We start from the raw sequence: 16,759 nt of genomic DNA, 5'->3' as shown, positions 1-16,759 counted from the left end.
GCTGCAGCAACCGCGCCTTACACCGCGCGCGCCCGCTTCACCTCCACCTGCGTCCATTCCGGCAGCCAGTCGCGATGGGCGAGCAGCAGATCGTCCACCAGCGACCAGATCTGGTCGAGATCCAGTTCCGCCGCCGTGTGAGGGTCCATCATCGCCGCATGGAAGATGTGCTCGCGGTTTTCGCTCATCAGCGCCCGCACCGTCAGTTCCTGCACATTGATGTTGGTGCGCATCAGCGCGGCGAGCTGCGGCGGCAATTCGCCGATGAAGGTGGGCTGCACGCCGTTATGGTCGACCAGGCAGGGCACTTCCGCCGCGCAATCCGATGGCAGCGAGGTGATGCAGCCATTGTTGCGCTGATTGCCATAGATGACGGAGGGCTCGCCGGTCCAGACCGAGTTGATGATGGAGGAGGCATATTCCTTCGATGGCTTGACCTCAATCGTGTCGGCCGAACGATAGGCAGCCGCCTGGTCCTTCCAGCGCTCGATCTGCTCGATGCAGCGCTTAGGATATTCATCGAGCGGGATGCCGAATTTTTCGATCAAATCCTCGCGCCCTTCCTTGATGAAATAGGGCGTATATTCGGCGAAATGTTCGGAACTTTCTGTGACGAAATAACCAAGCCGCGTCAGCATCTCGTAACGCACCTTGTTGGGGCAACGCGGGTTCCAACCAGGCTTCGGCGCCCGGCCTTCGCGGTAGCCGCGCACGAGGTCCGGATAGAGGTTCTTGTAGCTGCCATCGGGCTGGCGGTGTTCGAATTCGAGGAAAAACGCCATGTGGTTGATGCCGGCCGAACGGTAGCGAATTTCCTCGTAAGGAATATCGAGATCGTGGGCGAGTTCCATGGCCGTGCCTTGCACGGAATGACAAAGGCCGACCTGCCGGATCGTCGGATATTTCTCCGCAATCGCCCAGGTGTTGATCGCCATGGGGTTCACATATTGCAGCATGATGGCGTTGGGGCAGACGGCCAGCATGTCCTCGCAGATTTTCCACAGATGCGGCACGGTGCGCAGGCCGCGCATGATGCCGCCGACGCCGAGCGTATCGGCGATGGTCTGGCGCAGGCCGTATTTGCGTGGCACCTCGAAATCGGTGACCGTGCAGGGTTCGTACCCGCCGATCTGGAAGGCGACGACAACGAAATCAGCACCGGCAAGCGCCTTTTTCTGGTCGGTGTAGGTCTCGGCTTTCGCCTTTGCCCCCAGCGTCGAAATCAGCTTGTTGACGACGACGGCGCTTTCTTCCAGCCTTTCACGATTGATATCCATCAGCGCGATGGTGGCGCCCGAAAGGGCCGGACGCTGGAGCACGTCGCCGATGATGTTCTTCATGAACACCGTGGAGCCTGCACCGATGAATGTGATCTTGGGATCTCTTGCCATGTCTACCTCCGGCATTGTGAATTCAAGCGATTTCAAAGGCGGCCCGTACAAGCCGCTGAGTATACTCGGTTTTAGGGTTGCTCAGCACATCCTCGACAGGGCCTTGCTCAACGATCTGCCCGCGCTGCATGACGATGACGCGGTGGCAGAGCGCGCGGACCACTTTCAGGTCGTGCGAAATGAACAGGTAGCTTAAGCCCCGCTCATCCTGCAGCTTGCGCAGAAGGTCGATAATCTGTGCCTGAACGGAAAGATCGAGCGCCGAGGTCGGCTCATCGAGCAGGATGAATTCCGGCTCCAGCGCCACCGCACGGGCAATGGCGATGCGCTGGCGCTGGCCGCCGGAGAACTCATGCGGGAAACGGGAGAGGATGTTGCCGGGCATGCCGGCCGCCTCAAGGGCGTCGCGCACCCGGTCCAGCCTTTCGGCTTTCGTCCGGCCAAGGCCATTGACGACAAGACCTTCCTCGATGATCTGACCGATTGTCATGCGCGGATTGAGCGAGGCGAATGGGTCCTGAAAGACGATCTGCATGCGCGAACGCAAAGGCCGCATTTCGGCGCGGGAGCGGCCATCGACCCTTTCGCCGTCAAAGACCACTTCGCCGCCCGCCGGCTCGTTCAGCCGAAGCAGGGATTGTCCGAAGGTCGTCTTGCCGGAACCGGATTCACCGACGAGGCCCAATGTCTCGTGCCGCCTGAGGGTGAGCCCCAGACCATCGACGGCGATCAGTTCCTTCAGTTCCGGTTTGAACAGCCCGCCGTAACGCATCATGAAAGAGACGCGCACGCCGCTTGCCGTCAGCAGCACGCCGGACTTTTCCGGCAGCGGCTTTGCCGTGCCATGCGGTTCGGAGGCAAGCAGCTTTTTCGTATAGGGGTGTTGCGGCGCTTCGAAGAGCTTTTCCGTTGTGTTGTGCTCGCGCATCTCACCATGCTGCATGACATAGACGTAATCGGAAAACTGCTTCACGATCGTCAGGTCATGGGTGATGAGAACCACGGCCATGCCGCGCTTCCTCTGCAGATCGCGTATGAGGTTGAGAATCTGCGCCTGCACCGTCACATCGAGCGCAGTGGTTGGCTCATCGGCAATCAGCACATCCGGATCGTTGGAAAGCGCCATGGCGATCATCACACGCTGCCGCTGGCCGCCGGAAAGCTGGTGCGGATATTGTTTCAGCCGCGCTTCCGGCTCCGGTATCTGCACCTGCCGCAGCAGATCGAGCGCCCTCGCCTCGGCTTCCTTGCGGCTGAGCTTCGAATGGACGCGGATCGCCTCGACGATCTGACTGCCGATCGTATAGATCGGGTTCAATGAACTCATCGGCTCCTGAAAGATCATCGAGATGCGGTTTCCGCGCAGCGCCCGGCGTTTGCTGCTCGAGAATTTCAATATGTCGTCACCGTTGAACCGCACGGTAGCGGATTTCGAAACCGAAGCCCGCTTCGTCAGAAGCCCCATGATCGTGCGGGCCGTGACGGATTTTCCCGAACCGGACTCGCCGACGATGGCAATCGTCTCGCCCCGGTAAAGCTGAAAGGAGATGTCCTTCACCGCCTCCACCGTGCCGTGCTCCACCTTGAAGGTCACGGCAATGTTGCGGGCATCAATGATGGCGTTATCCTGACGGTCATCGGCATCGAAGCGGATGGCGGGGGCGTAGGCCTTGTTCTTGGCAGCTTCCATTTCACGCTCCTCTCAATAGGGATCGACGGCATCGCGCAGGCCGTCGCCGAGCGCGTTGAAAGCAAAGACGGTGACCAGCACGAAACCGACCGGGGCAAGGATCCACGGATAGGAGCCGATGACGGAATAGGTCGCCGTATCCTGCAGCATCAGGCCCCAGGAGATGAGCGGTGGTTTGACCGCAAAGCCAAGGAACCCCAGGAAGGATTCGAGCAGAACGACGCTTGGAATATGCAAGGTCACAGCAACGATCACATGGCTCATCACATTCGGCAGGATGTGCTGGAAGATGATGCGCCGGTCGGTCGCGCCAACGGCAATCGCCGCCCGCACATAATCGATACGCGCGAGCGCCAGCGTCTTGCCGCGCACCTCGCGCGACATCTGCGCCCAGCCAAGCGCCGACATGACGCCGACCACAAAGACAAGGAACACGGTCGTCGGTGCGGTGACCGGAATGAGCGAGGTTAGCGCGAGATAAAGCGGCAATTGGGGAAAGGCCAGCACCACTTCCACAAAACGCTGCACCCAGGCATCCAGCGGCCCGCCGAAATATCCTGATATCAGACCGACACTGGTGCCGATGACGGTGACGATGGCGACGACGCTTAAGGCGATGGCAAGCGAGATGCGCGAGCCGTAAATGGCGCGCGACAGCACGTCGCGTCCGAACTTGTCGGTGCCGAGAAAATGGACAGGCTGGCCATCGGTCGAGCCGAAGAAATGCCAGCTCATCGGGATAAGACCCAACAGCCTGTATTCCGCACCTTTGACGAAGAAGCCGAGATAGACGGGATTGTCGTAATCCGGCCCGACGATGGGCTGGAAGGTGACGGGATCGAGTTCCTCCGTCTCGGCGATGGCATAGACGCGTGGTGCAAGGCTTAAATTGCCGTCTTTGTCGAAGAAACTGACCACCTGCGGCGGCGAAAAGCTGGCATTGGTTTCAAGCGGGTTCATCGGCGCGAAGAAATCCGCAAAGACGGCAATCAGGATCAACAGCGCTACCAGCACCAGCCCGACCATGCCAGTAAAAGAGCGCCGGAGACGCCGCCAGACCAGTGCGAGATAGGTCTCGTTGCCATGGGTGGAGCGGTCGGGTTTCGCCGCGGTGGAAGTTTCGGTTTTCACGTCGTCAAACGCCATCATCTCAGGCCCTCCCGAATTCGCGGACGCGCGGGTCGAGCATGGCGAGCAGCATGTCGGCGATGATGTTGCCGACGATCAGCGTTGCAGCCAGCACCATCATGAAGGTGGCGGTGACATAAACATCTCCCACCGCCATGGAGCCGACAATGGCCGGGCCGACGGTCGGCAGCGCGAAGATGATCGCGGTCTCGATTTCACCGCTCAACATATAGGGCAGCACCACGCCCTGATACATGACGAGCGGGTGCACGGCATTCGGCACCGCATGGCGCATGATGACGGCGCCTTCTGAAAGCCCCTTGGCGCGGGCTGTCTCGACATATTGCGCATTCAGCGTATCGAGCAGATTGCCGCGCATGACCCGCATATTGTAGGCAAGGCCGCCGAAGACGGCGATGGCGACCACCGGCCAGACATGGCTGACGAGATCGACGAATTTTGCCCACGACCAGGGCGCCCCGCCATATTGCGGCGAAAAGAAACTGCCGATCTCCGACACGTCGAAATGAAACACCATGAGATAAACAAGGATCAGCGCCATCAGGAAACGCGGGATCGTCATGCCGAGGAAGGCGATGGTGGAGAGAAGGTTGTCGACCCAGGAATATTGCCGTGTGGCCGCCCAGATGCCGAAAGCGATGCCGAGAATGGACGCAAAGATGTGGCAGACCAGCGCCAGCGCAATGGTGCGCGGCAGGCGTTCGCCAACCACATCGGCAACCGGCTTGTTGTAATAGAAGCTGTAGCCGAAATCGCCGCGGGTGACGATGCCCCCGATCCAGTTGAAATATTGAATGACGAGCGGCTTATCGAGACCGTGTTCGATACGGTAAGCCTGCGCCTGCGCTTCCGCCTGTTCGAAGGACGCCCCGCCCTGGTTCATCAGCTGCGAGCGGATGTAGTCGGCATAATCACCGGGCGGCGCCTGAATGATGGCGAAGGTCACCACGCTCAGGATCAGCAGCACCGGAATGGCGGATGCCACGCGTATCGTCAGAAATCTCAGCATCGAACGGTCTTCCTCGGTTTGGATGGGCCGTGTGTTGCCGGCCGCGCTTCACGCGCGACCGGTACCGGGTGTGCTCCGGGAGGAGTTCTTCAGGGTCTTGGCATTTTCAGACGAAAAAGCAGTGTCCGCTTTTCCTGGAAATGCTTTAGTTGATCGGCCCGCCCTCGCCCGGCTTGCCGGGAAGCTGCTGCGGGAAAAGTTCGTATTTGCCCTGCTTGTCGGCTGCGACCCAAAGGCGTTCGCGGATGATGGAATCTTCGGCCCAGTTGAACATGAAGATCGGCGTGCCCTGCGGCACATTCGAGAACCGCTTGTTGACGATCAGTGCGCCGGGATATTCGGTGAGGCCAATCGTATAGAGGTTTTGCGTATATACCTTCTGATATTGCTTCATCAGTTCCGCCCGCTCGGCATTGTCTTGCGACGAGATGAATTTGCGAACGATGTCGGCCATCTCCTTCTCGAACGGCATCAGATCGAGTTCCTTGCCTTCGGGCGAGCGATGGTTCCAGCTGGTGCGCGGGCCGACAGGGGCAAGCTGCTCGGTATTTTGCACCACGGATGAAAGCTCGGTGGAGTTGCGCCGCACCAGCCAGTCGAACTGTCCGCCATAATGGGCGGCGTCGCGCTGGTTGGAATCGAGACTGTTGATAACGACGCGCAGGCCGAGTTTCGCCATCTGGCCAACAAGACCTTCCGCGAGGCTCTTGTCCGTCGCGTAACCGTTATTGACGAGAAGGGTAATTTCGACATTGCGACCGCCCAGCGTTTCCTTCGGGAAATTCAGGAAACCATCGCCATCCGTGTCCTTCAGGCCGATCGAGGCGAGTGCGGCCTTGGCTCCCTCAAGGTCGAAGGGGTAATAGACCGTGGAGGCGCGATCATAGAAACTGGTGCCAGACGAAATGCCGCCCGGATAGATCGCCGTGAACGGACCCTTCACCAGCGAGTCGCCGACGGCCTTGCGGTCGATGGCCGATGTAACGGCCTGCCGGAACACCTCGTTGCGGTTCAGCTCGCGAATGGCCTGCCCGCGCTCGTCCGGATTGCCCCAGCCATTGGCGGAGAAGTTCATCTGCAGATTATAGCCGATGAGGCGCGGCCCGAAGGCAAGGCGGGCCGGCGCATTGGGCTCGGCGGCGCGTTTCAGTGAAGCGACGAAATTTTCCGGCTGTTCCAGGTTTGAGAAATCGCCAGATCCCGCCACGGCCTGCACATCACGGTCTGCCCAGGTGGAGAGCTTGTAGTGAACTTCGTTGAGATAGGGCAGCTGCTGGCCCTTCTCATCGACCTTCCAGTAATAGGGGTTGCGACGCAGAACGATGAGATCGTCCGGCCGGTATGACACCGGCACCCACGCGCCCATGACCGGCATGTTCATATATTCCGGCGGGAACGCGTTCTTGAACTGGTTATAGGTGTTCTTGGAATATTTGGGATGCTGGGGCTTCAAGAGATGCGACGGGCCGGGGCAGAAGCTCGGATAGGCCATGGTGTAGAGATATTGTTTGGGAAACGCCGCCTTGAACGTCCATTCGACGGTGTAGTCATCGACCTTCTTCAGCGTCGTTCCCTCGCCGAAAGCCTCCGGTGATGCACCGCCGCCAAGCGGTGAGACATTGGGATCGATGACGGCGTCTTCCCAGTAAAACATCACGTCATCGGCGTTGAAGGGCTCGCCGTCGGACCACTTGGCACCCTTGACGAGATGCATCGTCAGCTTGTGGCCGTCTTCGGACCATTCCCAGCTTTTCGCCAGATTGGGCAGCGGTTCGGTATCCTTGGCATCCACCTGGAAGAGCGGCGCGGTGCGCGTCAGGCATTCGGAAAGGGCGATATCGATGCCGCCCCAGCCCTGGCTCTGGCCGGCAATGTAGTTCCAGCCCTCGGGCCTGCCGCCCACCACATGGCGCATCGTGTCGCCGTAAACACCCATGCCGTCGGGCATATTGCCGGTCTTGTAGACCAGAGGCTCTTCCGGCAGGCGCTCTTTCAAGGGCGGCAGCTTGCCGGTCTTTTCGAATTTCTCTGTGATCCAGTCAGGTTCGCTGTAGTCCGGCAGCGCCTTGAATTCGAGGATCGAGTCACGCGCCACATAATTGATCTTGCCTTCGGCCGGAAATTGCGGCGGCTCGGGCGGCGTGGTGGTCTCGAAGGCATTCGCATTGAGTGCGATCATCGAAACACCGAGACCCAGTGCCGAGATGATACCGATCCTGTGTTGAAGTAACATCGTTTTTCCTCCCAAATGGCAGCTCTTCGAGCGCCCACCCTCTGTGATCGTTAAGACCGGACGGCGAACTCCCTTTCGCCACCGGCCTGTTTTCATGCTTTTTCCTCAAACAGCCTTCTTGAGTGCCGATTTTTCGGCCCGCAATTCTTCGATGGAACGCACGTTGCGGCGGGCGGCCCCCGCCCAGTCACGCGTCTTGACGGTTGATTTCGCAAGCCGCTCCTTTGCTGCCGGAACGGCATCGGCATATTGCGGCAGCCAGCGCGCCTGCGCGACAACCATCTCATCCACCATCTGCCAGACCTCCTCTGGCGTTGAGACGGCGCCGACCAACGGATCATGCAGCACGGCAAGCTTCAAAAGATCGATATCGCCGCTGACCGCCGCATGCACCGACATGCGCTGGACGTTGATGGAGGCCATGCAGGTAGCCGCACAGGCTTCCGGCAAGGTGATGCCCGAGACCATATTGATGCCGAAACGGTCGACGAAACCGGGGGATTCGATGATGGCGTCCGCCGACAGATTGCTGATGACGCCATTGTTCTTGACGTTGAAATGGCCGCGATAGACACGCCCCGTCTCCAGCGCCTCGAGAATATGGCTCGCATGTTCGTTGGAGCGCCTGGCCGGATCGATCGGCTTGGCGGCAGACGCCAGGAACTGCGGAAACTCGGTTTCGAACCAGTTGCGTGTTTCGGTGGAGTGGCGAAGATACCCGCCGGTTTCGCCATGAATCCAGTCGGACATGTCGATCCAGCGACTGATCTCCTCCGGTCGCTTACGATACCACGGCAGATATTCGGAGAGGTGACCGTTGCTTTCGGTCGAATAGACGCCGAAACGCTTCAGCACGTCGATGCGCAGCTTCTCCTGCTGTGAGAAGACCGGATGCGCCTCGAAGGCGGCAACCAGCTCATCTTTTCCGATCTTGCGGCCGTTGAGGCGCAGATCGATGAACCATGTCTGGTGGTTGATGCCGGAGCAGATGTAATCCAGCTCGGACGTGGATTTAGCACCAAGAATTTCGGCGATCTGTTCCGCGCCGTGCTGCACGCCGTGGCAGAGACCGACCGTGTCCACCTTGCCATATTCGATGGCCGCCCAGGTGTTCATGGCCATGGGGTTGGCATAGTTCAGGAATTTCGCACCCGGTGCTGCGACTTCGCGGATATCCTTGCAGAAATCCAGAATGACCGGAATGTTACGCTGACCATAGAGAATGCCGCCAGCGCAGATCGTATCGCCCACGCACTGGTCGACGCCGTATTTCAGCGGAATGCGGATATCGTCGGCATAGGCTTCCAGACCGCCGACCCGCACGCAGCTGATGATATATTTCGCGCCCTCCAGCGCCCGGCGGCGGTCGGTATCGGCCGTCACCTTGACGGGGAAACCATTAGCCTCAACGATCTTGTCGAGGATCGCTCTGATCATATCCAGATTGTGCTGGCTGATATCCGTGAGCGCGACTTCAATGTCGCGAAACTCCGGCACACACAGGAGATCGGTGAACAGTTTTTTCGTGAAACCGACGCTGCCTGCGCCAATAATAGCGATTTTGAAACTCATAACGCCACCTCTGTTGCAAATCGAACGGGTGAAACGGGCCGAAGGATCGTAAAATGGCATTGCAGAAAAATACCGTTAAGAATCCCGGAAAACCGGCCTTCATCCCAATATTTCAGCAACAATATCCTGCTGGCTGTCTCCTCGGATCGGGATTATGCGTATAATATCGGTGAGGGCCAGAGAAGGATTATGCTTTCATGGGTAATTTTGTGCTGCAAGATTTGATCGACCAGGGCCCCTGTATGCGAACAGTTTCGCTGCCGCGCGGCCGCCAGACGCTGCACACCATGCCGACCAGCAGCGGTTATGAAATCCGCCGCAGCGGCAATTACGACTGGGACGGGCGCAAGCGCGGCCAGACGCCGTTCACCGTGCTGCAATATTGTATCGGCGGACAGGGCAACCTGCGTTACGAAAACCGCCATTACGTCGTTAGGCCGGGCGAAACCCTGCTGCTGCTCATTCCTCACAATCACCGCTACTGGCTTGAAGAGGGCAAGCAATGGGAATTCTTCTGGATTTCCATGAATGGCGAGGAAGCATTGCGCATTCACCGCAATATCCTTTCCGTTACCGGCCCGATCCTCAAGCTCCAGCCCGAAACCGTGGATCATCTCGCCGAATGCTGTTCCCGCCTCGTCAATGGCGCGGAAACGCCAGGCGCTGCCTCCGCCGTTGCCTATGAGGCGGCGATGACGCTTTATGACGATGTCTTCGGTTCTCATCCATCTTTCGGGGGCGAATATCGCACCATGCAGCAGGTGCTGAGCTACATCGACATCCATCTCGGCGAACGGCTTTCGGTCAGCGACCTTGCGGCGGTGGCAGGCCTCAGCCGCGCACATTTTTCCCGCATCTTCGCGGCAAGCGAAGGCCTGTCGCCGGCGGAATTCGTGCTGCAGCGACGCCTGCGCCGAGCGGCCAAGCTTCTGACCTCGGCTGCCGACCTTCCCATCAAGGAAGTGTCGGTGCTGTGCGGGTTCGAGGACCCGAACTATTTCTCCAAGGTCTTTCGCAGGCTCTACGGCACCAACCCCAGCGAATTCCGCACCACCGGCATGTATGCGAGCGTGCGGCAGGGCTGAACGCAACGCGACTTCGTTTTGACATGTTTCAGGCGATTAAGGATGGGCGTTACGCCCCTTTTTGGAGACCCGCCGAGGTGAAGAGCATAATCCGGACGATCCTCGTCTTTCCGCTTCGGGCGATCATCGTTTTCGCCCTGATCCTCGACGGTATTGTTCGCCCGCTCTACCGGCCCGTCATCAGGGCCATATCCGGGCTGACATTCATCAGGCGACTGGAAAGCCGGATCGCGCGACTGCCGCGCCTTGCCATTCTCCTTTGCCTAGCCGTGCCATTCGCCATCGCCGAACCCATGAAGATCATCGGTCTTCTTCTCATCGCCCATGGCGCCGTCAAGATGGGGTTGGTTCTCACGATCCTCGCCCATCTCGCAACATTCCTGATCGTCGAGCGCATCTATCACGCCGGCCGGGAAAAGCTCCTCACCTATCCCTGGCTTGCATGGATCATGCGCTATGTGCGTTTCGCACGGTCGTTTTACGATCGCCTCAAACTCGCGGCACTGAACTGGATCAGGCTCCGGCTTCTGGCGCAATAGAGGCAGATCGACCCGTCACTATTTGCGACGCAGCCTTTTCAGCAGATATTCCGCAAGGGCGGTCGCCTGGAGCGAAACGAGAATAATAACGATGCCAAACACCACACGGGCCTCCGGCACTTCGTCAAACAGGAAATATCCGACTGCGGTCACGAACAGGATCGACAGATAGCTGACAGGCGCAAGGATGCTGGCATCGGCAACGCGATAGGCCCGCAGGAAGCAATATTGCCCCATCTGCGCCAGCAATCCGATGCCGAGCAGCGGAACCCAGTCGAATGACGCAACCGGTTTCCATGTCCAGATCGCCGGAACGGCGGTGATGACGGCGAGGCCCACCGTATAGAACACCATCATGACCGTGGTATTCTCCTGCCGCAGCGCCCGGGTCTGGATCACTGCCAGCGCGCCGAACACCACCGAGACCAGAACGACAACCACACCCGCGCCAAACTCCGCGCCTCCCGGCCCGATGACAACCAGAACGCCGACAAATGCAAGACAGGCACCGGTCCAGCGAAAACGGCTCACGCTTTCACCGAGAAAGGCAACAGCCATTGCCATCGTCACCAATGGCCGCGAGAAACCGATGGCATTGACGGTCGCAAGCGGCAAAAGGGTGATGGCGATGAAATTGCTGGTGAGTGCGATGGCGTTGCAGCAGATGCGGAAGATGTTGCGCCAGGGATATTTGACGCGCGCCATTTCCCGCCTGTGCCGCCAGATGAGTGGCAGGATGAACATCAGACCGATCATCGCCCTGATAAAGACAAGCTGGAAGGCGGGATAGGTGACGCCCTGCGCCTTGACGAGCGCGGTCATTCCGCCCGCAACAAGGGTCATATCCAGCAACAGCCAGCCTATGCCCGCGCGCGTATCCGTTTCGCGCGGGGTTTCCTGTTCTTCGCTTTGGCCGTCGCCATTCACGCCGGCTGCACAAGATTGGCCATGAGGCGGAAGGCCCCGGGCACAAGCTTGTCAATCTGGTGATGCAAAACAAGGCTGGTATGGGTGTGACGGCCCTTGCCTATGATACCGGAGACCAGCGCGCCCTTGAGCGGCTGCTCATCGACATCATGCATGGCGAGTAATGGCTCGTAGACATCATCCCAGCGCGCGGCGAAATAAAGCCCGCGTTCCTTGTCCCACCCCGCCCAGTCGGCGGCATTGATCCTGTTGGGGCCGGCAAGCAGCGGATGTTCGGGCGCCAGCACCGTTACCTCCGCCTGCGGGTCGGTTACACGCCAGCGCAAGGAAGGCCTGCCGATCTCAAGCCGTCTCACAGGCGTCGTCTCCGGATCCCATCCATCGGTCGGCCGATGATAGAGCGTGACGAGATGGCCGCCGCCTTCAACGAAACGATGAAGCTTTTCCGTTGCCGCGGCCAGGTCCTTGCGGATTCCGAAGGCGAAGATGCCGATAACGATCGTCGTAAAAGATGACAGGTCGCCGCCAAGCGCCTGAGCATCGAGTTCGGAAACATTAAGACCCATGCGCGAAAGCCAAAGACCCACCCTGTCGGCGCCGCCGCCGACATAACCGACGTGTGCGCCCTCGGGCAGTTTGAGGTCCAGCGACAGGATATTCAAAACGGACGGCGCCAGAAACCTTGCCCTGCCGATATGCGGATAGGCGATGGGCGTGATCTGGAAAGCGGGTTGCGAACCGACAAGCGCTTCTATTCTGGCAAGGCCTGCCGTCACATCGCCAGTGCGTTCCGCAATCCAGTCGCCGCCGTTTCTGCGCAGGTTCCAGCCGCCCGTAGTCCTGAACGACAGAGGCGCATCGGCGCCCTTCACATGCGCCTGAAAGACATGGGCATCCTGCACCTTTCCAAGTGGAACCAAAAGGGCATCGGGCGCAATCGTCAGCGACTGCGCGGGCGTTACGAAAAACGGCTCCTCCAGATCGAAGGCGGCCGAGACCTTTCTGCCTTCAACCGTTGCGGAAAGCAGCACAAAGGCATGGCCATTGCCGCCCAGGGCTTTCCAGTCGGGCTGATAAAGCCCGGAAACAGCGGCATCCCGATCGGCGGCAAGCGAAAAGACCAGCGTCCTGCCACGCGACTGAACGGACGACGAGACACCCGCTGGAAGGACCGGCGTGACCTCGACGTCAAATTCGCCCGCCTTGTCTGAAAGCTCCACGGAAAGAACCGATGTTCCACCCGGAACGATCTCCCCCGGCTCGGCATAGGCCCGCTCGAAAACATCGAGCGCCGTCAGGATAGCGGCGTCGACCTGCACCCGCTTGCGTGCGATCCGATGCCCGTGCAGCTCCTTGAAATCCGCAGCTGCGGCTTCATCTACCGTCTGCAAAAGAGCCGCCGCAGCAAGAAGCGACGCCGTGATATTCCGCCTGTCGGGAAAGGCCGCGATTGCTTGGCTTATTGCCTGTTCGGCCTTGACCAGCGCCTTTGACAATTCCGCATCCAGCCCCGGAAAAGTCGCAAGGTCGGTGAGTGAAGACGGAAGCCTGTCGAGGATCGAGCTTTCCTCGCCGCCGACGGCATCCGAGAGCTCCAGATGCAGCGGCCAGACCTCCTGCGCCCATTTCGGCCAATGACCCATTCCCTGCGAGGCATGATAATAACGCGACCATTCGCCGATGCGGTCATATTGCGCACCGGTGGCCGCCTCCTTGCCCGGAGCATTGACTATCAGCGTCGTCTCCGGCGGCGGCACTTCGTCATCATAGGTGTCGCCACCGCCAGACCATGCGGGGAGGTAATATTTGGCCACCTGCCAAGGTTTAAGCCCCTCGGCAATATGCTCGGGATAGGCGGCAGGATCGGCCGCCAGCGCGATGGCGCTCTTTGCCGCCCGCGTCATGGCGCGGTGGTGCCCATGCTGTCCCGGCACATCGAGAAAGGTCGGGATGACGATATCCGGGCGTTCCTTGCGGTAGGCGCGCACCAGCCGCTCGACGATGCGTTGTTGCCCCCAGCGGTTAAATGTCTGGTCGCCATCCTTGGAAAAACCGAAGTCGTGAATGATATCCGCTGGGCCATGGCCGAGCCAGCTGATATCCGCATCGATGACGCGGGCGGCCTCCTCCAGCTCCCGCGACCGGATGACGCCAAGCGCGCCCAGCCTTTCCGGCCCCAGCGCATTCTGCCCGCCCTCGCCGCGTGTGGAGCAGGCGATGATGATCCGCATACCGAGTTTCATGCGAAAATAGGCCAGAAGTCCGTTCTGCTCGTCGTCGGGATGCGCGCCGGTGTGCATGACGGTCACGGTGGATTTCAACGCGCTCAGCTTGCGGTGCAGCCGGACAAGCCACGGATCGGCCATCTGCCGTTCGATGCGCTCCCGAGGGTTAAGCATGGGCGGTCTCCTCCAAATTTCAACCGGGTGCCTGCGTTGCAGCTCCCGTGGATGTCTCGAGTTTTGGTGTGACGATGTCGAACAGCGGCAAGGCGGCCGCACCGAGTGCCGCCGTCAACTGTCCGGATTTGCCGTGCATGACACGCGGCAGTTCCCGCTGTCGCCGGCTTGCGACCGAGGTTGGCAAAGTGCCCATCCGCGCAATGACTTCACTGATGACGATCTCAGGCAGCGCACCGCCGAGAATGACAGTCTGCGGATCGAGAATATTCTCGAGCATCGCAACCATGGGCGCCAGATGGGCGGCGGCATCCTCGATCCATTCCATCACCACCGGATTGCCCGCTTTGAACAGGGCTTCCAGATCGTCAAGCTGCGTATCCGCGACACCGGCGCAGACAAGTTTTTCCTTCAGCACGTAAACCGAGGCATAGGCTTCGAGGCACCCTCTCTGCCCGCAGGAGGGGCAAGGCCTTCCCTTTGGCGAGACGGTCACGTGGCCGATTTCGCCGGCATTTCCGAATGCGCCGCGATAGGGTGAACCATCCTGAATGATGCCGAGGCCGATACCGACGCCGAAATAGATCATGCAGAAATTCGGGATGGCCAGGCCCGCACCGAACAGCCGTTCGCCGACAGCGGCGGCCGTCGCATCGTTTTCCACCACGACCGGCTGACCGCAGGCTTCCCCCAGCATCTGCCGGGCATCGATGCCGCCCCAGCCGGAAAGCGTCGTCGGCCCGACGGACGTCATGCCATCGATCTCGAAAGGACCGGGCATGACAACCCCGGTGCCAAGCAGCCTGCAGCCGAGATTTTTCGCAACGGCAGCGTGCTCGGCGGCAAAAGTCTTGAATATGGCGTCCGGCGTCGTGTCCTTGAGGGGTGTAACACGATGAGTACGCAACACGCCGGCAAGATCGAGACCGACCGTGACCATATGGTCGGCGGCAATTTCCACGCCGATGGTCGCCCCGCCATCCGGATTGACCGCGAACTGGATCGGCGGCTGGCCCCTGCCGGTGCGACGACGGCCGAGTTCCTTGAGCAATTCCTCGCCAACCAGCTCGTCGACGATATTGGCAACCGCCTGCGGGGTAAGATGGGTAATCTTGGCAATCTGGGCGCGACCGAGTGAGCCATGCCGCCGGACGAGGTCGAGAACGACTCGCCTGTTGTGCTCCCGGCTTCGCTCGGGATTTTTTCCGATTGCTACGGGATAAGCGTCCACCGTGTGCACCGTCATCTCTTCAACTTCCCGTCTGTTGGAAAATTCATAGCGTCGAATTGAGGATAAGCGCAATATAATAATTCAAGTAAATTATCTTATTGACAAATGCGCGCCTTCAGAGAACCGTAGAGGGCGACCGGGGGTCAGGTTTGCATGGGGCGGAAGAGGAAACTCCGCTGCCGGCAAATCGATGAGCGCGCGCGAAAGCGCGAATAAAGGGAACGATCGCTCCGCATCCGGAAGACCGGACGGAGGAAAAGGAGGCTTACATGCGCAGGGCAACTCTGTTCGCCGGCTTGGTCGCCGGTTTCAGCACATTTGCATTCAACGCCGCGCAGGCGGTGGAAATCGAATATTGGCAATATGTCTTCGACACCCGTGTGAAAGCCATGGACGAGCTGATCGCGGAATTCCAGAAGGCCAATCCTGATATCACCGTCAAGCAGGTGACCTTTCCTTACGCCGATTACCAAACGCGCGTGATCGCCGCCAACATGTCCGGCAATGGCCCGGACGTGATGCAGCTGTTTTACGGCTGGCTTGACAAGTTCGCAGCCGGCGGCATTTTGCAGCCACTGCCGGCCGATACCTTCCCGCATGACAAGATCGAAAGCGAATTTTTCCCGATCGTCAGCGCCATGAAACGCGGCGACGACTATTATGGCCTGCCGACAGCGGTTCGTTCGCTGGCGCTGTTCTACAACAAGAAGCTCTTCACCGAAGCCGGTCTCGATCCCTCCAATCCACCGAAGACGCTCGATGAATTCGTCGCCGCCGCGGAAAAGATCGCCAAGCACGATGCCGCCGGAAACCTCACCGTTGCCGGTTCCACGCTCGACATGGGTGGACAGGACCATCAGTGGTGGCGTGAAGTCCTCATCCGCCAATATGGCGGCGAGCCCTATACCGACAACGACCAGAAGGTCGCCTATAATAGCGAGCCGGGCATTCAGGCCCTGAAATTCTATACCAGCCTGCAGCTTGAAAAGAAGATCGGCCAGGTGGGTTTCATGGATGAAGGCCAGGCCGCCTTCCGCGCCGGCAAGGCGGGCATGACCATCGACGGCACCTTCCGGCTCGGCTCGTTCCGCACCATCAAGGATTTCGAGTGGGGCGTGACCGAACTTCCCACCAATGACAAGAATATCCGCTCCAACTATGCGAGCTACTTCGCCAACGGAATCAGCGCCAAGACCACGGGTGAAGAGCTTGAGGCCTCCAAGAAGTTCCTTGCCTATATCTCTTCCCCGGAAGCCATGGCGATCTGGCTGAAGACGGTGGGCGAGTTGCCGGCGCGGCGCTCGGCGGCACTGACCGAAGAAAACCTGAAGGACCCGATCTACGCGCCGTTCCTGAAGGGTCTGGAATATGCCCATACGACGCTGTTCATGGATGAGGCAGCCCAGCGGCAAAACGCCATCGACATGACAAACCGTGTCCTCCTCGAGGGCCAGTCGGTTGAGGACTCCATCAAGCAGGCCGCCGAGGCCGAGCAGGAAATCATCGACGCGGCGAAACCCTGAAAACCGCAGGT

At 59.7% G+C, this 16,759-nt stretch carries 12 protein-coding genes; 3 read left to right on the top strand and 9 right to left on the bottom strand.

All coding sequences use genetic code 11. The annotated features are described in order from the left end of the window. Positions 1-17: 17 nt before the first annotated feature. The 6 genes from melA (O9X91_RS19475) to melA (O9X91_RS19450) all read right to left on the bottom strand — a co-directional run bounded on the left by melA (O9X91_RS19475) (position 18) and on the right by melA (O9X91_RS19450) (position 9,044). Positions 18-1,391, bottom strand: a complete 1,374-nt coding sequence (gene melA, locus O9X91_RS19475) for an alpha-glucosidase/alpha-galactosidase (RefSeq protein ID WP_077983924.1) — start codon at positions 1,389-1,391, stop codon at positions 18-20. 22 nt (positions 1,392-1,413) lie between these two features. Continuing rightward, positions 1,414-3,081, bottom strand: a complete 1,668-nt coding sequence (locus tag O9X91_RS19470; RefSeq protein WP_142913847.1) for an ABC transporter ATP-binding protein — start codon at positions 3,079-3,081, stop codon at positions 1,414-1,416. Between the two features lie 12 nt (positions 3,082-3,093). Then, positions 3,094-4,230, bottom strand: a complete 1,137-nt coding sequence (locus tag O9X91_RS19465; protein ID WP_142913848.1) for an ABC transporter permease — start codon at positions 4,228-4,230, stop codon at positions 3,094-3,096. A 1-nt stretch (position 4,231) separates the two neighbouring features. Continuing rightward, positions 4,232-5,239 carry an ABC transporter permease gene (locus O9X91_RS19460; RefSeq protein WP_077983927.1) on the bottom strand — a complete coding sequence of 336 codons (1,008 nt, stop codon included), beginning with the start codon at positions 5,237-5,239 and terminating at the stop codon, positions 4,232-4,234. 145 nt (positions 5,240-5,384) lie between these two features. Beyond that, positions 5,385-7,472, bottom strand: a complete 2,088-nt coding sequence (locus O9X91_RS19455; RefSeq protein ID WP_077983928.1) for an ABC transporter substrate-binding protein — start codon at positions 7,470-7,472, stop codon at positions 5,385-5,387. 105 nt (positions 7,473-7,577) lie between these two features. Further along, positions 7,578-9,044, bottom strand: coding sequence for an alpha-glucosidase/alpha-galactosidase (gene melA, locus O9X91_RS19450; protein WP_142913850.1), 1,467 nt, complete (start codon positions 9,042-9,044; stop codon positions 7,578-7,580). Between the two features lie 197 nt (positions 9,045-9,241). Between melA (O9X91_RS19450) and O9X91_RS19445 the strand changes: the two genes are divergently transcribed. Both O9X91_RS19445 and O9X91_RS19440 read left to right on the top strand, forming a co-directional pair. Continuing rightward, on the top strand, positions 9,242-10,129 hold the full coding sequence (locus O9X91_RS19445) for an AraC family transcriptional regulator (protein ID WP_077983929.1): 888 nt from the start codon (positions 9,242-9,244) through the stop codon (positions 10,127-10,129). 77 nt (positions 10,130-10,206) lie between these two features. Further along, on the top strand, positions 10,207-10,668 hold the full coding sequence (locus O9X91_RS19440) for a hypothetical protein (protein ID WP_162520598.1): 462 nt from the start codon (positions 10,207-10,209) through the stop codon (positions 10,666-10,668). Positions 10,669-10,686: 18 nt separating this feature from the next. On the opposite strand, the gene O9X91_RS19435 is transcribed toward O9X91_RS19440, so the two are convergent. Genes O9X91_RS19435 through O9X91_RS19425 form a run of 3 tightly spaced genes read right to left on the bottom strand, consistent with a single transcriptional unit; the run spans position 10,687 to position 15,240 of the window. After that, positions 10,687-11,595 (bottom strand): DMT family transporter, encoded by a 909-nt coding sequence (locus tag O9X91_RS19435; RefSeq protein WP_269826698.1) that lies wholly within the window; start codon positions 11,593-11,595, stop codon positions 10,687-10,689. After that, on the bottom strand, positions 11,592-13,994 hold the full coding sequence (locus O9X91_RS19430; protein ID WP_269826697.1) for a PIG-L family deacetylase: 2,403 nt from the start codon (positions 13,992-13,994) through the stop codon (positions 11,592-11,594). Before O9X91_RS19430 ends, O9X91_RS19435 begins: the two co-directional genes overlap by 4 nt. A gap of 19 nt (positions 13,995-14,013) precedes the next feature. Continuing rightward, positions 14,014-15,240, bottom strand: coding sequence for an ROK family transcriptional regulator (locus O9X91_RS19425; RefSeq protein WP_269826696.1), 1,227 nt, complete (start codon positions 15,238-15,240; stop codon positions 14,014-14,016). Positions 15,241-15,494: 254 nt separating this feature from the next. Here O9X91_RS19425 and O9X91_RS19420 point away from each other — a divergent pair, with 254 nt between their 5' ends. Beyond that, entirely contained in the window at positions 15,495-16,748 is a 1,254-nt protein-coding gene (locus O9X91_RS19420; protein ID WP_269826695.1) for an extracellular solute-binding protein, read from the top strand. The last annotated feature ends 11 nt before the right edge of the window (positions 16,749-16,759 follow it).

The sequence above is a fragment of the Agrobacterium salinitolerans genome, from assembly GCF_027498475.1.
Taxonomy (GTDB): Bacteria; Pseudomonadota; Alphaproteobacteria; order Rhizobiales; family Rhizobiaceae; genus Agrobacterium; species Agrobacterium salinitolerans.
Note: the sequence above shows the minus strand (reverse complement) of the source record. Positions and strands in the feature narration are given on the sequence as shown.

Bases quoted from the DNA above. Each gene is read 5' to 3' on its own strand.
- O9X91_RS19470 (WP_142913847.1), bottom strand. From the start codon at position 3,081: ATGGAAGCTGCCAAGAACAAGGCCTACGCCCCCGCCATCCGCTTCGAT.
- melA (WP_142913850.1), bottom strand. From the start codon at position 9,044: ATGAGTTTCAAAATCGCTATTATTGGCGCAGGCAGCGTCGGTTTCACG.
- O9X91_RS19425 (WP_269826696.1), bottom strand. From the start codon at position 15,240: ATGACGGTGCACACGGTGGACGCTTATCCCGTAGCAATCGGAAAAAAT.
- melA (WP_077983924.1), bottom strand. From the start codon at position 1,391: ATGGCAAGAGATCCCAAGATCACATTCATCGGTGCAGGCTCCACGGTG.
- O9X91_RS19460 (WP_077983927.1), bottom strand. From the start codon at position 5,239: ATGCTGAGATTTCTGACGATACGCGTGGCATCCGCCATTCCGGTGCTG.
- O9X91_RS19445 (WP_077983929.1), top strand. From the start codon at position 9,242: ATGGGTAATTTTGTGCTGCAAGATTTGATCGACCAGGGCCCCTGTATG.
- O9X91_RS19465 (WP_142913848.1), bottom strand. From the start codon at position 4,230: ATGATGGCGTTTGACGACGTGAAAACCGAAACTTCCACCGCGGCGAAA.
- O9X91_RS19455 (WP_077983928.1), bottom strand. From the start codon at position 7,472: ATGTTACTTCAACACAGGATCGGTATCATCTCGGCACTGGGTCTCGGT.
- O9X91_RS19430 (WP_269826697.1), bottom strand. From the start codon at position 13,994: ATGCTTAACCCTCGGGAGCGCATCGAACGGCAGATGGCCGATCCGTGG.
- O9X91_RS19420 (WP_269826695.1), top strand. From the start codon at position 15,495: ATGCGCAGGGCAACTCTGTTCGCCGGCTTGGTCGCCGGTTTCAGCACA.